We start from the raw sequence: 18,679 nt of genomic DNA, 5'->3' as shown, positions 1-18,679 counted from the left end.
CCAGGGGTGCCCCTCTTTTTTCGAGGCTCTGCAGGAATCTTCATGCAATCCATTCTGTTGGGGGTCGATCGCTTCTCGACCTGGATCGGCAAGACCTTCGCCTGGTGCGCGGTGCTGCTCACCGTGCTGATCAGCTGGGAGGTGTTCTGCCGCTACGCGCTCAACCGGCCGCACGCCTGGGTGCTCGATCTGCAGATCATGCTGTACGGCACGCTGTTCATGACCGCCGGCGCCTACACGCTCGCCAAGAACGGCCATGTGCGCGGTGACGTGCTCTACGGCTTCTTCCGGCCGCGCACGCAGGCGATCATCGACTTGACGCTCTACATCCTCTTCTTCCTGCCGGGCATCGTCGCGCTGACCTGGGCCGGCTGGGTCTACGCCGGCGAGTCGCTGTCGATCCGCGAGCAGACCTTCTCCGCCGATCCGATCCCGCTTTATCCCTTCAAGTACGTGATCCCGCTCGCCGGCCTCACCCTGCTGCTGCAGGGCATCGTCGAGATCGTGCGCTGCGTGCAATGCATCCGCGACGGCGAGTGGCCCTCGCGCGAGCAGGACGTCGAGGAAGTGGACGTCGAGAAGCTCAAGGAGATGGTGCACGTCGACGATGCCGACATCCGCGCCCTGGACGAAGTGGTCGTCTCGAAGGAGGCGAAGCCATGATCCGCCGCGAGCTCTGGTTCGGCCTGTCCTTCATGGTGCTGATCGTTGCCGCGGCGGGGATCATGCTGCTGCGCGTGGAGACCATCACCAACGGCCACCTCGGCCTGCTGATGCTGTCGCTGGTCGTGGTCGCGATCATGCTGGGCTTTCCCACGGCCTTCACGCTGATGGGCATGGGCATGATCTTCACCTGGTTCGCCTACGACCGGAACACCACGCACACGCTCGACCTGATGGTCCAGGCGGCCTACAAGACGATGGCGAACGACGTGCTCATCGCGGTGCCGCTGTTCGTCTTCATGGGCTACCTGGTGGAGCGGGCCAACCTGATCGAGACGCTGTTCAGGAGCTTGCACCTCGCGCTGGCGCGGCTCCCCGGCGCGCTGGCGGTGGCCACGCTGGTGACCTGCACCATCTTCGCCACCGCCACCGGCATCGTCGGCGCAGTCGTGACGCTGATGGGCCTGCTGGCGCTGCCGGCCATGCTGCGCGCGGGCTACAGCATCCCCTTGGCCGCGGGCTCGATCACGGCGGGCGGCTGCCTCGGCATCCTGATCCCGCCCTCGGTGCTGCTGATCGTCTATGGCGCGACCGCCGGCGTGTCGGTGGTGCAGCTTTACGCGGGCGCTTTCTTTCCGGGGTTGATGCTGGCCTCGCTCTACGTGGTCTACGTGATCCTGGTGGCCAAGCTCAAGCCGGCCTGGGCGCCGCCGCTGTCGGCCGCCGACCGCGCGGTGGCGCTGCCGCCGTTGACGCAGCGGCTCACCGCCGATTCCGATCGCCATGCGCTCGCCGGCCTGGTCGGTGCGCTCAAGGGCCGCCGCAATGCCGAGGTGCCCACCGGCTTCCTGCTGCGGCAGCTCGGCATCGTGCTGCTGCCCGGCCTGCTCTTCGCGCTGCTGGCCGTCACCAGCTACGAAGCCGTGACGACGGTGGCGGCGGCGGCGAAGTACGACATCCAGGAGATCGGCGCCGGGCGCAGCGCGCCCGAGGCGGCCTCGGGCGGCCTGCAGGAGCCGCCGGCCGAGAACCAAGGTGGCTTGCAGGAGCCGCCGAGCGAGGGCGAAGGCGGGCTCGCCGAGCCTCCCGGCGCGGGTGGTGTGCAGGAGCCCCCGGGAGCGGCCGAGAGCGCCGCGCAGGTGCCGCCCGGCAGCGCTGTCGCCGAGCCCGCCGCGGAGCCTGGTGCCGCGCCAGCCGCGGATGGCGCCTCCATTCGGCCGGCGCCCACCTGGTGGTGGGTCTGCTTCGCGGTGATCGGCGCCATCGTCGCGCTGTTCTATCTGTTCCTGAGCTTCGCGCGGCTCGAGATCTTCAAGATGCTGCTGGCCTCGTTCTTCCCGCTGATGATCATGATCCTGGCCGTGCTCGGGTCCATCGTGCTGGGCCTGGCCACGCCCACGGAGGCCGCCGCCATGGGCGCCCTCGGAGGCTTTCTGCTGGCGGCTGCCTACCGCCGGCTGACGCTGGGCGTGCTCAAGGAATCGGTGTTCCTCACGGCCAAGACCTCGGCCATGGTGTGCTGGCTGTTCGTGGGCTCGGCCATCTTTTCGGCGGCCTTCGCGCTGCTCGGCGGCCAGCAGCTGGTCGAGGAGTGGGTGCTGAGCATGAACCTCTCGAAGGTGCAGTTCCTGGTGCTGAGCCAGGTGATCATCTTCATCCTGGGCTGGCCGCTCGAGTGGACCGAGATCATCGTGATCTTCATGCCGATCTTCATCCCGCTCCTGGACAATTTCGGCGTCGATCCGCTGTTCTTCGGGCTGCTGGTGGCCATGAACCTGCAGACGGCCTTTTTGTCGCCGCCGGTGGCCATGGCGGCCTTCTACCTGAAGGGCGTGAGCCCGCCGCATGTGACGCTCAACCAGATCTTCCTCGGCATGCTGCCCTTCATGGGCATCCAGGTGCTGGCGATCCTGCTGCTGTACATCTGGCCGCAGATCGGGCTGTGGCTGCCGCAGCTGCTCTACAAGTAGGCCGGCGGGGCGGAGGCGAGGGCCGACAATCGGCCCCTTTTGCGCATACCCGACGTGACAACCTTGCTCGAACGACTGGCGCGCTGGATGCGCGCCGTGCCGCGCGCCTTCCGGCGCCTCGGCTTGCTGCCGCCCGTGGCGCCGGACCAGTGGCTCGACGGCCGTTTCGAGCACCAGCACCGCAGCGTGGACTACAAGCTCTTCGTGCCCGGGCGCGGCACGGGCAGGCCCCGCCCCTTGCTGCTGATGCTGCACGGCTGCACCCAGGACCCGGAGGACTTCGCCACCGGCACGCAGATGAACCGGCTCGCCGCCGAGCTCGGCTTCCTCGTGCTCTATCCGACGCAGACCCAGAAGCACAACGCGGGCAAATGCTGGAACTGGTTCCTGCCGCAGCACCAGCAGGCCGGGCGCGGCGAGCCCGCGCTGCTGGCCGCGCTTACGCAGGCGGTGATGCGCGAGCACGGCGCCGATCCGGTGCGCGTCTACGTGGCCGGGCTGTCCGCCGGCGGCTCGATGGCCGATATCCTGGGGCGCGTTCATCCCGAACTGTTCGCCGCTGTCGGCGTGCACTCGGGTCTGCCGGGCGGCGCGGCGCATAACCTCGTCTCCGCCATGGGCGCAATGAAGAACGGCCCCGGCAAGCCCACGGCCAACGGCCCGGTGCTTCCGATGTGCCCGACCATCGTCTTCCACGGCGATGCCGACGAGACGGTGCATCCGCGCAACGGGGAGCAGGTGGCGGCGGATGCGGTGGCGGGGCTGCTGGCGGGGGGCGAGCATCCGCCCGCGCACGAGATGCGCGGTCGCTCCGAGGGCGGTCGCGCCTTCACCCGCTGGACCTATGCCGATACCCGCGGCGGCATCGCGGTCGAACATTGGCTGCTGCACGGTGCCGGTCATGCCTGGGCCGGAGGCAGCGCCGACGGCTCCTTCACCGACCCCGCGGGGCCGGACGCCAGCGCCGAGATGCTGCGCTTCTTCCTCAGCCATCCGAGGCTGCGATAAGTCCCTTGCTTACACGCGGTTGCGCGGTACGCAGGATAGTTCCAAAGTAGTTCCAAAGCTTTGCAAAGCAGATGCCAGCGCCGGCCCCCGCTGGCGCGTTGCAGGGTCTGGACACGAGGACCGATCATGAAACATCGCACCCATCCACACGCCATCCGCCGCGCTGCCGGCTGGCTGCTGGGCCTGGTGCTGCTGTTCGCCGCCGGCGCCGCGGCCTGGGCGCAGCAGGACCCGCCGGGCCGCGTGGCCCGCATCAACGAGCAGCAGGGCACCGTCAGCTTCTCGCCGGCCGGCGACGACAGCTGGTACGACGCGGTGCCCAACCGGCCGATCACCACCGGCGACCGCCTCTGGACCGACCGCAACGCCCGCGCCGAGCTCTACGTCGATTCGACCGCCCTGCGCCTGGACGATCAGACGCAGCTGGTGGTCAACGAGCTCGACGACGACAGCGCCCGCTTCACCGCCACCCAGGGCCGCCTGCAGCTGCGCGTGCGCGAGGCCCCGGCCGGGCAGCGCCTGGAGATCGGCACCGCCAACCTCGCGATGGTGGTCGACGCCGCCGGCGACTATCGCATCGAGGTCGACCCGGCCGCCGGCACCACGCGCGTGGCGGTCGCTGCCGGCGGAGTCACGCTCTTCGGCGAGAACGGGGAATCGGTGGCGCTGGGCGCCCATCAGCAGCTCACCGTCTCGGGGCGTCAGCTGGCGGCCGTGAGCGGCGCGGCGGTGCGCGCCGGCGACAACGCCTTCGACCGCTGGGTGGCGGAGCGCGACCGGCTGGAAGACCAGTCGATCTCGGCGCGCTATGTCTCGCGCGACATGCTCGGCTACCAGCAGCTCGACCGCTACGGCGAGTGGCAGAACGACCCCACCTACGGCAGCGTCTGGGTTCCGCGCAGCGTCGATGCCGACTGGGCCCCTTACCGCGACGGCCAGTGGGCCGACATCCAGCCCTGGGGCTGGACCTGGATCGACGCGGCGCCCTGGGGTTTCGCGACTTCGCACTACGGCCGCTGGGCGCGCATCGGGCCGCGCTGGGGCTGGGTGCCGGGGCGGTCGACCGCGCGGCCGGTGTATGCGCCGGCGCTGGTCGGCTTCGTGGGCGGCGGCGGCCATGCGAATGTGGTGGCCGGCGGCCGTCCGGGCGTGGGCTGGTTTCCGCTTGCGCCCGGCGAGCCCTGGCGGCCGGGTTATCGTGCCAGCCAGCACTACATCGATGCAGTCAACCGCGCCATCGCCCACCAGCGGCAACTCGCGCGCGCCGACTACCTGAACCGCAACACCCCCGGGGCGCTTTCGCTGGTGCCGGTCGACATCTTCGGCCGCGGGCCGATCGCCCGCCGCGACTTCCTGCGCGTGCCCGAGGATCGCGTCGCACAGCTGCCGATCACCACGGCCGTGCCGATCTCGCCGCGCGGCGAGCGGCACTTCGGCGGCGTCGGGCGCTCGGCCGCGGCGCTGCCGCCGCCCGACCTGCGGCCACGGCAGATTCAGGAGCTGCAGGCGCGGCAGCTGCAGCAGGCACAACAGGCCCAGCAGGTTCAGCAGCAGTTGCAGTTCCAGCAGCGAGCCGTCCAGGCCCAGCAACAGCAGCAGCTCCAGCTGCAACAGCAGCAGCAGCAGGGCGTGCGTGCGCAGCAGGAGCTGCAGCAGCGCGCAGCCCAGGCGGCGCAAGCCCAGCAGCTGCAGCAAGCCCAGCAGCAGCAACGCGCCGCGCAGGCCCAGGCCCAGCAGCAACTCCAGCTGCAACAGCAACAACAGACCCTGCGCGCCCAGCAGGAGATGCAGCAACGGGCGGCGCAAGCGGCGCAGGCCCAGCAGCTGCAGCAGATCCAGCAAATGCAGCAGATGCAGCAGATGCAGCAGCAACAGACGCTGCGGCAGCAGCAGATGCAGGCGCAACAGCAGGCCCAGCAACAGGCCCAGCAGCTTCAGATGCAGCAGCACAACGCAGTGCGCCAGGCGCAGGAGAACCAGCAGCAGCGCGCGCAGCAGCAGATCCAGCAGATGCAGCAGCGTGGCGCCGATGCGCGGGCCCAGCAGCAGCAGCGCATGATGTCGAGGGATTCCGCCCAGCAGAACGACCGGCCCTGACGCTGGATCGCGGCGCGCAGCAGCCCTTCCCGCGGCCGGCTACAGTCGGCCGCAAGGAGCGGGCCTTCCATGCGCACATTCGACTTCGACCTTTTCGTGATCGGCGGCGGCAGCGGCGGGGTGCGCGCGGCACGCATGGCGGCCCAGCGCGGCGCCCGCGTGGCGCTCGCGGAATGCGCCGAGCTGGGCGGCACCTGCGTCAACGTCGGCTGCATTCCCAAGAAGCTCTACAGCTACGCGGCCGGCTATGCGGAGTCCTTCGAGGAGGCGGCCGGCTACGGCTGGACGCTCGACGGCCCGCCGCGCTTCGACTGGAGCCGGCTCAAGGCCAATCGTGCCAGGGAGATCGCGCGCCTCAACGGCGTCTACCGCAGCCTCCTCGAAGGCGCGGGCGTCACGCTGATCCAGGGCTGGGCGTGCCTGGCCGATGCCCACACGGTTCAGGTCGGCCAGAAGAAGCACACGGCGCGCCACATCCTGGTGGCCACCGGCGGCATGCCCTTCGTGCCTGAATTCAAGGGGCGCGAGCACGTGGTGGTGTCGGACGCGATGTTCGACCTCGACCCCTTTCCCAAGCGCCTGCTGGTGGTGGGCGGCGGCTACATCGCCTGCGAGTTCGCCTCCATCTTCAAAGGCCTGGGCGCGCAGGTCACGCAGCTGTACCGCGGGCCGCACCTGCTCAACGGCTTCGACGAGGACCTGCGCCAGTTCCTGGCCAGGGAGATGGGCCGCGCCGGCGTCGACATCCGCTTCAACAGCGAGATCGACATGATCACGCGCCTGGACAGCGGCCTGTGCGCGTTGCTCTCGCGCGGCCAGCGCGTGGAGGCCGACGTCATCCTCTATGCCACCGGCCGCGCGCCCAACACGGAAGGCCTGGGCCTGCAGGCCGCCGGTGTGGCGCTCGACGAGCGCGGCGGTGTGGTGGTCGACGCGCACTACCGCAGCTCGGTGCCCTCGGTCTACGCCGTGGGCGACGTGTCGACGAAGCAGCAGCTGACGCCGGTGGCGCTGGCCGAGGCCATGGTGGTGGTGGACACCCTGTTCGGCCAGGGGCCGCGCGAGCTCGACTACGAGTTCACGCCCACGGCCGTCTTCACTCACCCCAATATCGGCACCTGCGGCTACACCGAGGCCGAGGCGCGCGCGAAGTTCGGCAAGGTCCGGGTGTTCTCGAGCGAGTTCAAGGCCCTGCGCCACACGCTCTCGCAAAGCGGCGAGCGCACCTTCATGAAGCTGGTGGTCGAGCGCGACACCGACCGCGTGGTGGGCCTGCACATGGTGGGGCCCGATGCCGGCGAGGTGGTGCAGGGCTTCGCGGTCGCGATGCGCGCGGGCGCGACCAAGCGGGTGTTCGACAGCACCATCGGCATCCATCCAACGGTGGCGGAGGAGTTCGTGACCATGCGGGAACCCATGCCAGGGTAGGCCGGCTGTCGCGTCGGGCATCGGCGGCAAGCTGCACAATCGCTGAATGCCCTACATGCCCACCTTCATCGCCCCGGCCCGCTTCACCGACCCCGTTGCCGCGCTCGAGCAGGTGCGGCTGATCTACGACAGCGGCCTCACGCACCTGCGCGACGCAATGCAGCGCTTCGTCGCCGGCGAGAGCATGCCGGGCCGGGTGCGGGCCTGCTACCCCTTCGTGCGGGTGCACACGCACACCGTCTCGCGCCGCACCCCGGTGGCCAACGCCTGGCTCAGCTACGGCTTCGTGGCCGGCCCGGGCCGCTATGAGACCACGCTGACGCGGCCCGACCTCTTCGAGCGCTACTACCGCGAGCAATTCCGCCTGCTGCTGGAGAACCACGAGGTCGAGCTCGAGGTCGGCACCAGCACCCAGCCGATCCCGATCCACTTCTCCTTCGCCGAGAACGAGCACATCGAGGGCGACCTGAGCCCGGAGCGGCGCGCCCTGATGCGCGACGTCTTCGACCTGCCCGACCTGGGCGCGATGGACGACGGCATCGCCAACGGCACCTTCGAGGCCCGGCCGGGCGAGGCGCAGCCCCTGTCGCTCTTCACCGCGGCGCGGGTGGACTACTCGCTGCACCGGCTGCGCCACTACACCGGCACCGCGCCCGAGTGGTTCCAGAACTTCGTGCTCTTCACCAACTACCAGTTCTACATCGACGAGTTCGTGCGCCTGGGCCGCGAGGCCATGGCCGACGAGAGCAGCGAATACATCGCCTTCATCGAGCCCGGCAACGTGGTCACGCGTCGGCGCGGGCTGGCGGCGGGCTCGAGCACCTTCTACGGCTCGATGCTCGACGGCAGCCAGGGCACGCCGCCCGGGCGCCTGCCGCAGATGCCCGCCTACCACCTGGTGCGGGAGGATTGCAGCGGGATCACCATGGTCAACATCGGCGTCGGCCCGGCCAACGCCAAGACCATCACCGACCACGTGGCCGTGCTGCGGCCGCACGCCTGGATGATGCTGGGCCACTGCGCCGGCCTGCGCCAGGGGCAGCAACTGGGCGACTACGTGCTGGCCCATGCCTACGTGCGCGAGGACCATGTGCTCGACGAGGAGCTGCCGCTGTGGGTGCCGATCCCGGCCCTGTCGGAGATCCAGCTCGCGCTCGAGAAGGCGGTGGCCGATGTCACCGGCATGCAGGGCACCCAGCTCAAGAAGATCATGCGCACGGGCACGGTGGCGAGCACCGACAACCGCAACTGGGAGCTGCTGCCCGGCAACCAGCCGCAGCGCCGCTTCAGCCAGAGCCGGGCGGTGGCACTGGACATGGAGAGCGCCACCATCGCGGCCAACGGATTCCGCTTCCGCGTGCCCTACGGCACCCTGCTGTGCGTGAGCGACAAGCCGCTGCACGGCGAGATCAAGCTGCCGGGCATGGCCAACCACTTCTACCGCGAGCGCGTCGAGCAGCACCTGCGCATCGGCATGGCCGCGATCGAGGTGCTGCGGCGCGAGGGATCGAGCCGGCTGCACAGCCGCAAGCTGCGCAGCTTTGCCGAGGTGGCGTTCCAGTAGCTGCCGGCACGCGGTTTCGTGACTTCCTGAACCCCGAGCGACGTTTTCCGGCCACAGGCGCCGGCCGGACGCAGAGATGCGTGGCTACGATTTCCACGATCGAAACTTCGGGAGACATCATGGTCCAGACGACGCGGCGCCTTTTCACCTCCTGGCTCGCCGCCACGGCCGCCGGCGTCTTGCCGGCCGTGGCCTCGGCCCAGGCGACACGTCCGGCCCCGGCCGCAGCGGCGACCCTGCCGAAGCTGCGCATCGTCATCCCCGCCAACGAGGGCGGCGGCTGGGACCAGACCGGCCGTGCCCTCGGCGCCGCCATGGTGGCCGCCGGCGCGGTGGGGCAAATCGAGTACGAGAACATCGGCGGCAAGGGCGGCACCATCGGCCTGGCGCGCTACGTCGAGAAGTACGACGCCGACCCCGACACCCTGTTGATGAGCGGCATGGTCATGGTCGGCGCCGTCGCGCTGCAGAAGCCCGCGGTCGACATGAGCCGCATCGCGCCCGTCGCGCGCCTGACCAGCGACTATGAAGTCGTGGTGGTCAAGGCCGACTCGCCGATCATGACCGCGAAGGACCTGGTCGCGAAGATGCGCAGCGACCCGGCCAATGCCGCCATTGCGGGCGGTTCTGCGGGCGGAATCGACCACATGTTCGCCGGCATCTTGTCGCGCGCAACCGGCAATACCGCCGCGCTGGTCTACCAGCCCTTCGCGGGCGGCGCGCAGGTGGTGTCGGCCGTCGAGTCGGGCAAGGCCATTGCCGGCATCTCCGGCTACAGCGAGTTCAGCGAACACATTGCCAGCGGCAAGCTGCGTGCGATTGGCGTGTCCTCGAGGAATGCCTTCATGGGAGTGCCCTCGGTGCGGCAGCAGGGCGTCGATGCCGATCTCGCCAACTGGCGCGGCGTCTTCACCGGCAAGGCCGTGCCCGCAGCGCGCCAGGCCGTGCTGCTCGAAGCCGTGCGGCGCGGGGTGGCCACCGAGGCGTGGCAGAAGGCCCTCAAGCGCAGCAACTGGGACAACTACTGGATGGAGGGCAAGGACTTCAAGTCCTTCCTCGAGCTGGATCAGTCCATGGCGGGCGTGCTGACCTACATCCTCAAGCTCAAGACCTGAATCAGCGCGGCGCGCTCAGCCGCTCAGGCCAGCCCGAAGAGCTCCGGCATCTCGCGCTGCGCCTTGGGCGTGAGCGTGAGCGCGCGGCCGTCCAGCGCCTGGCGCACCCAGCCGCGGCGCAGCGACAGCTGCAGCCAGGCCGCGCCCAGCGCGCCGCCCAGGTGCGGCCGCCGCTCGCTCCAGTCGAGACAGGCGCAGGCGAAGCGGCGGCGCGAACGGCGCGCGCTCTCGATGTCCAGACCCAGGCTTTCCAGCGCCACCGCGCCCTCCGCGGTGAGTTCGTAGGCATCGCCCTCGGTCTCGAGCCAGCCCTGGGCGTGCAGCCGGTCGTGCAGTGCGACGCCGGCCGTGCCGGCCATGTGGTCGTAGCAGGTGCGCGCGGCGCGCAATCGGCTCGGGGTGCTGGGCTGGAACTCGCCGCGCGGCGCGCCGGCCACCACCAGCAGTCCTTCGAGCACCGCGGCGACCTCGTTGCCGGCGAGGCGGAAGTAGCGGTGCTTGCCCTGCGCGACGGATTCCACCAGCCGCTGCTCCTTGAGCCGGGCCAGGTGCGCGCTGGCGGTCGAGGCGGCGACCTCGCCGACGGCCGCCAGCTCGGTCGCGGTGCGGGCATGGCCGTCCAGCAGGCAGCACAGCATGCGGGCGCGGGCCGGCTCGGCGATCGCGCCGGCCAGGCGCGCGAGGTGGGTGTCGGCGCTCGGTGCATCCATGATTCGATGCTAAGCGAAGTGTGGGCGCGCGCGAAGGGCGACACTGCGGGCATGGACCAAGCGCACATCGACCCGCCCGCCGACGCCATCGCGGCCGTCACCCACCCCGACCCCTATCCCTGGTACGCGCGCCTGCGCGAGGGCCCGGCGCTTGCGCGCGACGAGGGCCTGCGCCTCTGGGTCGCGAGCCGCGCCGAGGTGCTGCAGGAGGCCTTCGCCCACCCAGCGCTGCGCGTGCGTCCGGCGGCCGAGCCGGTGCCGCGGGCCATCGCGGGAACGCCGGCCGGCGAAGTCTTCGGCCGGCTGGTGCGCATGAACGATGGCGCGGCGCACGCCGCCCACAAGCCGGTGCTGCAGCGCGCGCTGGGTGGGCTCGATCTCGGCGGCGTGCGCGCGGCCATGCCGCGCATCGCGGCGCAACTCCCGGCGCCCACCCTGGACGAGGCCTGCTTTGCCTGGCCGGTCGCGGGCGTGGGCCACCTGTTGGGATTTGCCGACGAGGCGCTGCCGCTGCTTGCGGACTGGACGCGCGATTTCGTCGCCTGCCTCTCGCCGCTGTCCACCGAAGCCCAGCTGCACGCCGCCAGCGAGGCCGCGGCCGCGCTGATGGCGCGCTTCGAAGCCCTGGTGGCGGCGCGGCCGGCGCGCGAGGGCAGCCTGCTGGCAGCGGTGCGCGTGCAGGCACCCGGGGATGTGTCGCGCGCGCTGCGGGCCAACCTCGCCGGCCTGTTGTCGCAGACCTGCGAGGCCACGGCCGGGCTGATGGGCAACAGCCTGGTCGCGCTGGCGCGCGAGCCGGGTCTGGCAGATGCAATCGCCGCGCGCGCGGAATGGGTCGTGGCTCTGGTGGAGGAAACGGCGCGCCACGACCCCTCGGTCCAGAACACCCGCCGCTTCGTCGCCGAGGCGGCCACCGTGGCGGGTACGCGGCTCGAAGCGGGCGATGCGGTGCTGCTGGTGATGGGCGCGGCGAACCGCGATCCGCTGCTGAACGCGCAGCCGGAGCGATTCATGCTCGAGCGCAGCGATCGCCGCATGCTCGGCTTCGGGCACGGCCCCCATGGCTGTCCAGGCCAGGCGCTGGCCTGCGCGCTGGCCGCGGCCGGTGTCGAGGTCTTGTTGGGGCGTGGGCTGGACTTGGCGAGACTACGCCAGCGCGGCTGGGACTATCGGGCTTCGGTCAACGCCCGGATTCCTGTTTTTCGGTAGAACAGGGCTTGTCCCCTCTCCCGGAGGGAGAGGGAGCAAGACTCAACCCACATCGGGCCAGCGCCCGGTGGCTTCGAGAAAGGGCGAGAGGCTGCCCGCCCTGAAGCGCAGCGGCAGCGCGGCCGGCGCATGCTGCGCAGCCAGCACCTCCATGCGCAGCAGGCGTTCGGCACCCTCGAATGCATCGACTTCCGGCCCATCCCACAGCACCTCGGCCTTCACAGACAGCTGCAGCAGGTCGCCCGTCTCGAAGTCGACGAAGAGCAGGCCGGCCACCGGATTCAGTGCGATGTTGCCCAGCGTGTTGAAGAAGGTGTTGCCGGTGAAGTCCGGCACGGTCAGCGTGCCTTCGCCTTCGACCCGCACGAAGCCAGGCCGCCCACCGCGGTGCGAGACGTCCACGCCTTCTGCCGGCGAGCGTGCATTGCCCGCCGAAGGATGCGCTGTCGCGATGAAGAAGGTATCGGCCGCGCGCACCATGCGCCGGGCTCCCGCGTCCAGGCCCTCCAAGCGCGGCCCGAAGCCCGCGGCTGGCGCGCCGCCGACGAACACCGGCTCGCGCGCCTGGATGTACTTCGGGCAGTTGCCGAAGCTCTGACCCACCTCCACGGAGAAGCCGCGCGCATCGAGCGCCTCGACCGTGCCGTTCATCCGGTTGCGCCGCCGCGTATGCGGCTCGATGCCGAGCAGCCCGAGCGGCGCGCCGACCGCCAGCGCTGCCGCCAGCGGATCGTTGGCCAGGGGCAGTGCATCGACGCGCAGATGCCGCGGGTCGGGCGAGTGCGCAAAGCCGGGCGGGGCGGCCAGCACGCTGGCCCAGGGCCGGCCTTTCTCATCCAGGCTGCCCGCGATGAGGAAGGGCAACTGCGCGAAGAAGCTGCGGTGCTGCTCCGGCATGTGGTCGCGCAGCACGCGCGGCCCGATCTCGGCCATGCGTTCGGCGATGCCCGCGCGCGCTTGCAACGCACGCTCGCCTTCATGCCAGGCGGGCGTGTTCATGCGGCCAACCCGATCGGCGAGGCGACCATCGGCACGAAGCCGGGCAACGCCTCGATGCGGCGCAGCCACTGGCGCACCTGCGGGTAGGGCTCCAGCGACACGTTGCCTTCGGGAACGTGGGCCACGTAGCTGTAGTTCGCGATATCGGCCAGCGTCACGCTGTCGCCCGCGAGGAAGGGCCGCTCGGCGAGTTCCGCCTCCATCACCCGCAGCAGGTTGTGCGAGCGCGCGATCACGTCGGACGGGTCGGTGGCCAGGCCGAGGAGCACGATCACGCGCGCCATCGAGGGCCCCTGCGCCAGCGGGCCGGCCGCCACCGAGAGCCAGCGCTGCACGCGCGCCGCGCCCAGCGCGTCGCGCGGCATCCAGCGTGCAGGGTCGGCTGCGTAGCGCTCGTTGAGGTACAGCAGGATGGCGTTGGAGTCGGCCAGCGTCACCTCGCCGTCCTCGATCACCGGGACCTGGCCGAAGGCGTTGCGGCGCAGGAACTCGGGGCGGCGCTGTTCGCCGGCGCGCAGGTCGACCTCGACGGTCTCGAAGGGCTGGTCCAGCAGCGAAAGGAACAGCCGCACGCGATGGCAGTGGCCGGAGATGGACGAGTTATAGACGGTGATGGGGCGGGCGGCAGGCATCGATGTTCTCCTGGTGGGGTGGAATGCGGATGATTGTTCTTTGATCCGGCTTCCGGAGTAATGGCGCAATCTGCATTTCACTGCTGCGAAAATCGGTCTAATTGCGGTCTAATTGCTTCCATGGACCGCCTCAAAGCCATGCAGACCTTCGTGCAGATCGCGGAGCAGGGCAGCCTGACCAAGGCCGCCGATGCGCTCGAGAGCTCGCTGCCCGCGGTGGTGCGCTCGCTGGCCGCGTTGGAGGCACACCTGGGCGTGCGGCTGTTCCACCGCACCACGCGGCGCATCTCGCTGACCGAGGAGGGCCGCCAGTATCTGCAGAGCGCGCGCGAGGTGCTGGCCGCGGCCGACGCGGCCGACCGCGCGCTCACGCTGGAGTCGGCCGAGCCCGCCGGGCAGCTCACCGTCACCGCGCCGGTGCTCTTCGGCCACATGTACGTGGCGCCGGCGATCGTGCGTTTCCTCCAGCGCTACGACAAGATGCGCTGCAGCGTGCTGCTGCACGACCGCACGGTGAACCTGCTGGAAGAGGGCATCGACGTCGGCATCCGCATCAGCCCGCTGGAGGACTCGTCGCTCGTGGCCCAGCAGCTCGGCACCATCCGCCGCGTGGCCGTCGCGAGTCCGGACTACCTGCGCGCCCACGGCACGCCGCAGCACCCGCGCGAACTGCTCGAGGCCAACTGCGTGCGCATCCATCCGGGCGCACCGGTGCATTTCCGCGAGAACGGCCGCAACTTCGCGGTCGCGGCGCGCGGCAACCTGGAGTTCAACCACATCGCGCCCGCGGTGGAAGCCTGCGCCGCGGGCATGGGCTTCGGCTTCTTCTTTTCCTACCAGGTGCTGCCGCTGGTGCGGGCGGGGCGGCTTCGCATCGTGCTCGAGGACTTCGAGCTGGCGCCGCGGCCGGTGAGTGTGATCTACCCGCATGCGCGCCTGCTGCCGGCGCGCACGCGGGCCTTCATCGACTGGATGAAGACCGAATTCCAGGGCCTCCACCTCTGAGACCGCAGGGCTGAACCCCTTGCGCCACAATGCCCCGGTGCCCAGCCCTCCCGCCCCTCTTTTCCAAGCGAATCACCTCCATAAGCGCTACGGTGCGACCACCGTGGTCGACGACCTCTCGTTCACCATCGCGCCCGGCGAATGCCTGGGCGTGATCGGCCCCAACGGCGCGGGCAAGACCACGACCATCCGCATGTGCCTGGGGCTCACCGCGGCCGACGGCGGCAGCATCGAGGCGCTGGGCGGGCTCTCGATGCCGCGCGACGCGCGCGCGATCAAGGCGCAGCTCGGCGTGGTGAGCCAGTTCGACACGCTCGACCCCGACTTCAGCTGCGCCGAGAACCTGATGGTCTATGCGCGCTACTTCGGCATGAGCCGGCGCGAGATCACGCCGCGCATTCCGCAGCTGCTGGAGTTCGCTTCGCTGTCGCACAAGGCCGACGTCCGGCCGGGCGAGCTGTCCGGCGGCATGCGGCGGCGGCTGTCGCTGGCGCGCGCGCTGGTCAACGACCCGAAGCTCCTGATGCTCGACGAGCCCACCACCGGCCTGGACCCGCAGGCGCGCCACCTGATGTGGGAGCGCCTGCAACTGCTGCTGCAGCAGGGCAAGTCGATCCTGCTGACCACGCACTTCATGGACGAAGCCGAGCGGCTGTGCTCGCGGCTGATCGTGATCGACCACGGTCGCAAGATCGCGGAAGGCAGGCCGCGCGATTTGATCGCCGAGCATCTCGAGCCCGACGTGGTCGAGGTCTACGGCAACGGCGCGCTGGGGCTGGCGCAGTCGCCGCTCAAGGACTACGCCGCGCGCGTCGAGGTCAGCGGCGAGACGGTGTTTTTCTACACGCAGGATGCGCGCGGCCTGCTGAACGCGCTCGATGGCCACAAGGGCCTGCGCACCTTTCATCGGCCTGCGAACCTGGAGGACCTGTTCCTCAAGCTGACGGGTCGCCAGATTCGGGAAGACGGTTAAGGGCAACAGCCATGGCGAATTCATCTTCTTCCTTGCCGGTTACTTCCAGCCCCCTGCCGCCGCCCGCGCCTTCCGTGTGGCGGCCGCCCGAGCTCTCGATGCGCTGGTGGCCGGTGTTCCTGCGCAACCTGCTGGTGTGGCGCAAGCTTGCGATCCCCAGCCTGATCGGCAACATCGCCGAGCCGCTGATCTGGCTGGTGGCTTTCGGCTATGGCATGGGGGCGCTGGTGGGGCAGGTGTCGGTGGAAGGCACGCAGGTGCCCTACATCCTGTTCCTCGCCAGCGGCTCGATCTGCATGAGCTCGATGAACGCCGCCTCCTTCGAGGCGCTTTATTCGGCCTTCTCGCGCATGCATGTGCAGAAGACCTGGGACGGCATCATGAACGCGCCGGTGGGGCTGGACGACGTGGTGCTGGCCGAAATGCTGTGGGCCGCCTTCAAGGCCATCTTCACCACCACCGCCATCCTGTTCGTGATGCTGGGGCTGGGCATCAGCCACAGCCCCAAGCTGCTGGTCGCGTGGTTCGTGCTGGCCGGGGTGGGCGTGACTTTCTCGTGCATCGCGCTGATCTTCAATGCGTTGGCGAAGGGCTACGACTTCTTCACCTACTACTTCACGCTGTTCATGACGCCGATGATGTTCCTCTCGGGCGTGTTCTTTCCGCTGGAGCAGCTGCCGGATGTGGTGCACCGGATCGCGAACTGGCTGCCGCTCGCGAATGCAGTAGCGCTGGTGCGGCCGCTCTTCATGGACCAGTGGCCGCAGGACTGGTGGCGGCCTGCGATCGTGCTGGGGGTCTACACGGTGGCGGCGTTCTGGGTGGCGCTGGGGTTGACGCGCAAACGGTTCCGCGCGTAATGGCAGGGAGTCAAGCCAGGGCCTGGGTCGCGGCGTGGATCGCCAGCCCCACCAACCCACCCACCAGCGTCCCATTGACCCGGATGAACTGCAGATCCCGCCCGATGTGCTTCTCCAGCTCCACGCTCATCTCCTCGGCGTTCCACTGCCCCACGCGCTCCACGATGTAGCGCCGGATGTCTTCCCGATAGCGCTCGATCGTCCGCGGCGCCGCATCCATGATCTGCTCGTTGATCCAGCGCCGCATCGCCTCGTCGGCTTCCAGGCGCGCGCCCAGCGTCCCCGCCATCGCGACGATGCGCTGCCGGATCGCCGAGTCGCTCTTCGCCAGGTCTTCATGCAGCCAGCCCAGCAGCTCGCTCCACAGCCCGTGCAGGTACTCGCCGATGGCCGGGTGCGCCTGCAGCTCCGCGCGTATCGCCTCGCCGCGGCGCTGGAACTCGGGGTCGGTCTTGAGCTTGTGGACGAACTCCTGCATGTACGCGTCGAAGCGCTGCCGCATCGGATGCGCGGGATCGCCCGCCATCTCGGCCACGGTGCGCGCGGCGGCGGCCACAATCTTGCGCGTGGCCAGCCGGGCCGTGACCTGGTCCAGGCCGACGTAGCGCAGCGCCCGGACCTCGCGCGCGATCGCCTCGGTGATCTGCACCTGCACTTCCTCGCCTTCGACCGCAGCCGCGACCTGGGCCAGCAGGTCGTCGAGCAGGGCCTGGTGCCGTCCGTGGGCGGTCAGCGCATCCAGCGCCTGCCCCGCCAGCCGCGCCATGTCGAGCTGGGCCAGGCCGGCCGCCGCCGCGCGGCCCAGGAATTCGCGCACGCGCGCGTCGTCGAAGGCCACCAGGCCGTAGCGCGCCGCGGCCGCCAAGTGGCCGCCCAGGGTGGCGGCATGCGCGGGCTGTGCCAGCCAGTGGGCCAGCCGCGCGGCAGGATCGAGCTGCTCGAGCTTGGCCAGCACCTGCGGCGTGCTCAGGAAGTTGTTGCAGATGAAGCCGGCCAGCCGGGCGCCGATGCGGTCCTTGTTGGACGGGATGATCGCGGTGTGCGGGATGGGCAGCCCCATCGGATGCCGGAACAGCGCGACCACCGCGAACCAATCGGCGATCGCGCCCACCATCGCGGCTTCGGCAAAGGCCGCCACGTACCCCCAGGCCGGGTGACGCGCCGCCAGCGCCGTCGCCGCCGCGTAGAGCAGGGCAGCGGCGCCGAGCAGGCCGAGGGCGACGCGCTTCAGCGGATCTCCCGGGTCGCCGCGAGCCCCTGCAGGAACTGCTCGCAGCGTGCGAGTTGGGCCAGCGTGACGTACTCGTCGGGCTGGTGCGCCTGGGTGATGCTGCCGGGCCCGCACACCACGGTCGGGATGCCGGCCTGCTTGAAGAGGCCCGCCTCGGTGCCGAAGGCGACCAGGGTGGTGCCCGCTTCGCCGGCCAGGCGCTGGGCGAGGCGGGTGACGGGGTCGTCGGCCGTGGTCAGGAAGCTGGGGATTTCGCAGATGGTCTCGAAGCTGAAGCCGGCCTCGGGCGCGATCTTCTTCATGCCGGCCTCGAGGCGGTTGGCATGCAGCCGCATCTCCCGCTGCATCTTCTGGGCGTCGGCGGTGGGCAGGTCGCGGAACTCGTAGCGGAATTCGGCGTCGCGCGGCACCACGTTGTCGGCGATGCCGCCGTGGAACTGGCCGACGCTGGCGGTGCTGAAGGGCACGTCGAAGCCGGCGTAGCGGGGCTCGTCGCGCTCGAAGCCCTCGGCCATGTCGCGCAGCTTGCCGACCAGGCGCGCCGCCATCTCGATCGCGTTGACGGAGCGCGGCGTGAGCGAGGAATGCGCCTCCTTGCCGCGCACGCAGCAGCGGTAGCGGTAGACGCCCTTGTGCGCGATGGCCGGCACCATCATCGTGGGCTCGCCGACGATGCAGGCCAGCGGCCGGATGCCCTGGTCCTTCATGTCGGCGATCAGCTCGCGCACGCCGAAGCAGCCCACCTCCTCGTCGTAGCTGAAGGCGAAGTGCACCGCGAAAGGCGAGTCGCTCTCGATGAAGCGCTCGGCGTTGGCCAGCGCGATGGCGATGAAGCTCTTCATGTCCGCCGAGCCGCGGCCGTAGAGGCGGGGCTCGACCTGCATCGCCTCGCCGTCGTGCTCGTCCTGCGGCCAGTCCTGGACCAGGGCCGACAGCGGGTCCACGCTCCAGGCCTGTCCGTCCCAGGGCACGGTGTCGGTGTGGCCCGAGACGATCACGCCGCCCGGCTTGCCCGCGCCCAGGGTGGCAAACAGGTTGGCCTTGGTCTTGTCGGCGTTGTAGGTGAGGCGGCTGCGCACGCCCAGGCCGGCCAGGTGGTCGCGGGCGAAGTCGATCAGCTCCAGGTTGCTGTGGGTGCTCACGGTATTCATGCGCACCAGGGTCTGCGCGAACTCCAGGCTGCGGGTGGAGAGGTGGTGGGACGGCATGCGGGCG

The 18,679-nt window shown here is 70.1% G+C and carries 16 protein-coding genes; 11 read left to right on the top strand and 5 right to left on the bottom strand.

What is annotated here, in order from left to right:
• Positions 1-42 precede the first annotated feature (42 nt).
• From AC3A6X_RS14240 to AC3A6X_RS14210, 7 genes are all read left to right on the top strand, one after another.
• On the top strand, positions 43-663 hold the full coding sequence (locus tag AC3A6X_RS14240; RefSeq protein WP_487842788.1) for a TRAP transporter small permease subunit: 621 nt from the start codon (positions 43-45) through the stop codon (positions 661-663).
• Positions 660-2,633: a TRAP transporter large permease gene (locus AC3A6X_RS14235; protein ID WP_487842787.1), complete on the top strand. Its 1,974-nt coding sequence runs from the start codon at positions 660-662 to the stop codon at positions 2,631-2,633. The genes AC3A6X_RS14240 and AC3A6X_RS14235 overlap by 4 nt, the downstream gene beginning before the upstream one ends.
• A 54-nt stretch (positions 2,634-2,687) precedes the next feature.
• The gene (locus AC3A6X_RS14230) at positions 2,688-3,641 is read left to right on the top strand and encodes an extracellular catalytic domain type 1 short-chain-length polyhydroxyalkanoate depolymerase (protein WP_487842786.1); all 954 of its coding nucleotides are present in this window, start codon (positions 2,688-2,690) and stop codon (positions 3,639-3,641) included.
• A 126-nt stretch (positions 3,642-3,767) separates the two neighbouring features.
• Positions 3,768-5,738 (top strand): DUF6600 domain-containing protein, encoded by a 1,971-nt coding sequence (locus tag AC3A6X_RS14225; RefSeq protein ID WP_487842785.1) that lies wholly within the window; start codon positions 3,768-3,770, stop codon positions 5,736-5,738.
• 69 nt (positions 5,739-5,807) lie between these two features.
• Positions 5,808-7,166, top strand: coding sequence for a glutathione-disulfide reductase (gene gorA, locus AC3A6X_RS14220; RefSeq protein ID WP_487842784.1), 1,359 nt, complete (start codon positions 5,808-5,810; stop codon positions 7,164-7,166).
• Positions 7,167-7,212: 46 nt separating this feature from the next.
• The gene (locus AC3A6X_RS14215; protein WP_487842783.1) at positions 7,213-8,730 is read left to right on the top strand and encodes an AMP nucleosidase; all 1,518 of its coding nucleotides are present in this window, start codon (positions 7,213-7,215) and stop codon (positions 8,728-8,730) included.
• A gap of 119 nt (positions 8,731-8,849) precedes the next feature.
• Positions 8,850-9,845: a Bug family tripartite tricarboxylate transporter substrate binding protein gene (locus AC3A6X_RS14210; protein ID WP_487842782.1), complete on the top strand. Its 996-nt coding sequence runs from the start codon at positions 8,850-8,852 to the stop codon at positions 9,843-9,845.
• 23 nt (positions 9,846-9,868) lie between these two features.
• On the opposite strand, the gene AC3A6X_RS14205 is transcribed toward AC3A6X_RS14210, so the two are convergent.
• Positions 9,869-10,555, bottom strand: coding sequence for an ArsR/SmtB family transcription factor (locus tag AC3A6X_RS14205; RefSeq protein WP_309966568.1), 687 nt, complete (start codon positions 10,553-10,555; stop codon positions 9,869-9,871).
• Positions 10,556-10,606: 51 nt separating this feature from the next.
• On the opposite strand from AC3A6X_RS14205, the gene AC3A6X_RS14200 reads away from it, so the two are divergent.
• Entirely contained in the window at positions 10,607-11,764 is a 1,158-nt protein-coding gene (locus AC3A6X_RS14200; protein WP_487842781.1) for a cytochrome P450, read from the top strand.
• 42 nt (positions 11,765-11,806) lie between these two features.
• Here AC3A6X_RS14200 and AC3A6X_RS14195 read toward each other — a convergent pair whose 3' ends face one another.
• Together AC3A6X_RS14195 and AC3A6X_RS14190 are read right to left on the bottom strand one after the other, a co-directional pair.
• Complete coding sequence (locus AC3A6X_RS14195) at positions 11,807-12,763, bottom strand: flavin-nucleotide-binding protein (RefSeq protein WP_487842780.1); 957 nt, start codon at positions 12,761-12,763, stop codon at positions 11,807-11,809.
• Positions 12,760-13,395 (bottom strand): glutathione S-transferase family protein, encoded by a 636-nt coding sequence (locus AC3A6X_RS14190; protein WP_487842779.1) that lies wholly within the window; start codon positions 13,393-13,395, stop codon positions 12,760-12,762. The genes AC3A6X_RS14195 and AC3A6X_RS14190 overlap by 4 nt, the downstream gene beginning before the upstream one ends.
• Before the next feature lie 120 nt (positions 13,396-13,515).
• On the opposite strand from AC3A6X_RS14190, the gene AC3A6X_RS14185 reads away from it, so the two are divergent.
• Genes AC3A6X_RS14185 through AC3A6X_RS14175 form a run of 3 tightly spaced genes read left to right on the top strand, consistent with a single transcriptional unit; the run spans position 13,516 to position 16,233 of the window.
• Positions 13,516-14,400: a LysR family transcriptional regulator gene (locus AC3A6X_RS14185; RefSeq protein ID WP_487842778.1), complete on the top strand. Its 885-nt coding sequence runs from the start codon at positions 13,516-13,518 to the stop codon at positions 14,398-14,400.
• 19 nt (positions 14,401-14,419) lie between these two features.
• The gene (locus AC3A6X_RS14180) at positions 14,420-15,373 is read left to right on the top strand and encodes an ATP-binding cassette domain-containing protein (protein ID WP_487842777.1); all 954 of its coding nucleotides are present in this window, start codon (positions 14,420-14,422) and stop codon (positions 15,371-15,373) included.
• 11 nt (positions 15,374-15,384) lie between these two features.
• The gene (locus tag AC3A6X_RS14175; RefSeq protein WP_487842776.1) at positions 15,385-16,233 is read left to right on the top strand and encodes an ABC transporter permease; all 849 of its coding nucleotides are present in this window, start codon (positions 15,385-15,387) and stop codon (positions 16,231-16,233) included.
• 10 nt (positions 16,234-16,243) lie between these two features.
• On the opposite strand, the gene AC3A6X_RS14170 is transcribed toward AC3A6X_RS14175, so the two are convergent.
• On the bottom strand, positions 16,244-17,371 hold the full coding sequence (locus AC3A6X_RS14170) for a DUF445 domain-containing protein (protein WP_487842775.1): 1,128 nt from the start codon (positions 17,369-17,371) through the stop codon (positions 16,244-16,246).
• Between the two features lie 89 nt (positions 17,372-17,460).
• Positions 17,461-18,672 carry an acetylornithine deacetylase gene (gene argE / locus AC3A6X_RS14165; RefSeq protein WP_487842774.1) on the bottom strand — a complete coding sequence of 404 codons (1,212 nt, stop codon included), beginning with the start codon at positions 18,670-18,672 and terminating at the stop codon, positions 17,461-17,463.
• Between the last annotated feature and the right edge of the window lie 7 nt (positions 18,673-18,679).

The sequence above is a fragment of the Variovorax sp. Soil_C_12 genome (genome assembly GCF_057657375.1).
This window is presented reverse-complemented; position numbering and strand designations above follow the sequence as displayed.

What these genes read in the sequence shown, in the direction of transcription:
- AC3A6X_RS14200 (WP_487842781.1), top strand. Translation starts at nt 10,607, where the DNA reads ATGGACCAAGCGCACATCGACCCGCCCGCCGACGCCATCGCGGCCGTC.
- AC3A6X_RS14215 (WP_487842783.1), top strand. Translation starts at nt 7,213, where the DNA reads ATGCCCTACATGCCCACCTTCATCGCCCCGGCCCGCTTCACCGACCCC.
- AC3A6X_RS14185 (WP_487842778.1), top strand. Translation starts at nt 13,516, where the DNA reads ATGGACCGCCTCAAAGCCATGCAGACCTTCGTGCAGATCGCGGAGCAG.
- AC3A6X_RS14205 (WP_309966568.1), bottom strand. Translation starts at nt 10,555, where the DNA reads ATGGATGCACCGAGCGCCGACACCCACCTCGCGCGCCTGGCCGGCGCG.
- AC3A6X_RS14240 (WP_487842788.1), top strand. Translation starts at nt 43, where the DNA reads ATGCAATCCATTCTGTTGGGGGTCGATCGCTTCTCGACCTGGATCGGC.
- AC3A6X_RS14190 (WP_487842779.1), bottom strand. Translation starts at nt 13,395, where the DNA reads ATGCCTGCCGCCCGCCCCATCACCGTCTATAACTCGTCCATCTCCGGC.
- gorA (WP_487842784.1), top strand. Translation starts at nt 5,808, where the DNA reads ATGCGCACATTCGACTTCGACCTTTTCGTGATCGGCGGCGGCAGCGGC.
- argE (WP_487842774.1), bottom strand. Translation starts at nt 18,672, where the DNA reads ATGCCGTCCCACCACCTCTCCACCCGCAGCCTGGAGTTCGCGCAGACC.
- AC3A6X_RS14195 (WP_487842780.1), bottom strand. Translation starts at nt 12,763, where the DNA reads ATGAACACGCCCGCCTGGCATGAAGGCGAGCGTGCGTTGCAAGCGCGC.
- AC3A6X_RS14235 (WP_487842787.1), top strand. Translation starts at nt 660, where the DNA reads ATGATCCGCCGCGAGCTCTGGTTCGGCCTGTCCTTCATGGTGCTGATC.
- AC3A6X_RS14210 (WP_487842782.1), top strand. Translation starts at nt 8,850, where the DNA reads ATGGTCCAGACGACGCGGCGCCTTTTCACCTCCTGGCTCGCCGCCACG.
- AC3A6X_RS14225 (WP_487842785.1), top strand. Translation starts at nt 3,768, where the DNA reads ATGAAACATCGCACCCATCCACACGCCATCCGCCGCGCTGCCGGCTGG.
- AC3A6X_RS14175 (WP_487842776.1), top strand. Translation starts at nt 15,385, where the DNA reads ATGGCGAATTCATCTTCTTCCTTGCCGGTTACTTCCAGCCCCCTGCCG.